This is a genomic window from Actinoplanes sp. KI2 (assembly GCF_025630775.1).
In the GTDB taxonomy this organism is placed as follows: Bacteria; Actinomycetota; Actinomycetes; order Mycobacteriales; family Micromonosporaceae; genus Actinoplanes.
The window spans coordinates 1-1385 of the sequence record NZ_JAOSZE010000117.1; the positions used below are offsets into that span (position 1 = coordinate 1).

Consider the following 1385-nt stretch of genomic DNA (forward strand, 5'->3'; position numbering starts at 1 on the left):
TTGGATGAGGCTGTTTGTGCGTGCGCTCGGCGCCGCAATTCTTACGATGGGCGTGCTCGCGGTGCCATCGGTGGCCCACGCTGCCGCGGACACCGCCAAGTTGGCGGCGCTGATGGAGCGGGACGCCGCCGGGAACCCCGTCCCCTATCCGATCCATCAGGGCGAGACCGCGCCCGTGACATTCGGCGTGGTCAACCGGGGCACCGAGCCGGTCGACGGCGTGGTGCTCGAGGTCTTTGTCCCAAGCGACGCCAGCCTGCCCAAAGAGTTCGCCAACTGCCGTTACTACGGCGATGGCGGGGTCACCAATCTGGCGTTTTGCGAGTTCGACCGGACGCTGGCGCCCGGCGAAACCTACGCGGTGGATTCGTTCCACGTGACCGCCGATGCGGACGCCGCTTACAGAACCTTGGAGCCGCTGAACTTCTATTGGTACTCGAAGGCCTGGGCGGATGCCCAAGGCGGGTTCGACGCGATCACCAAGGGGCACGAGCCCGGAGGTGCCGGCACCTTGTCCCTGGTGGCGAAGAAGCTGCCGGATTCGAAGTATGAAAGCTCCTGGGGCGAGGTCCCCGCGCACCTGATCGAGCCGCCCGACAACCTGCCACTCGTTCCGCTCGGCAAACTCGACGCGAAGGGCGATCCGGCTGTCATCCGCGTGCCGGCGTCGGAGATCGGTAAGTGGCGGCCCGTCGTGGTTGGCGTGGTCAACACGGGCTCGACCACGATCTCTAAGGCCGTCGTGCACGTCGAGGTGCGTGGCGGCAAAGGACGACTGACCCACAGCGGCTCGAAGAACTGTGTCTCCTACGACACCGTGCAACGGTGGTCGGGCCTCTGGTGCGAGATCAATGGGCCGATCCTGCCGAACAAGACCTACGCGATCGAGCCGTTGCGGCTAGCCGGCTACGTCTCCACCGATGCGACCAGCTTCACGGTGACGTGGCACGATCCGCAATGGACGGATTGGAGTGGCGGTCTGGAGACCCTCGCCAGCCCGCCGACCCACGGCCCCTCAGGCATCGCGGTGTCGCGGGGCGACGGATCCGGGCCGGACGCCCACCTCGTCGCCACCAGCCTGCCGACGCCGCGCCACCCCAAGCGGTCCTTCGTGACGACCATCGAGGTCGGGGGGGACGACGGGAGCTCGAGCCCGTCTCCGTCCGGCAGCGCGTCGCCGTCCCCGTCCACGTCGGTGCCTGCCGGTGACGACGGCAGCGGCGGCGGCGGTGGCGGTGGTCTCGCGATCACCGGGCCCTCCGCCCTGCCGATCGCGGCAATCGGTGGCGGCCTGCTGCTCGCCGGCATGCTCGCTCTCGTCCTGACCCGCCGGCGGCGGGCCCGCTTCCGCACCTGATCACCTCGCCACGACGCCCCGCGGCCCC

General features: G+C 69.0%; 1 pseudogene. It reads left to right on the forward strand.

Annotated elements, in window-relative coordinates:
* Positions 1–1357: pseudogene (locus ODJ79_RS46515) on the forward strand (hypothetical protein); the annotation flags it as partial.
* Between the last annotated feature and the right edge of the window lie 28 nt (positions 1358–1385).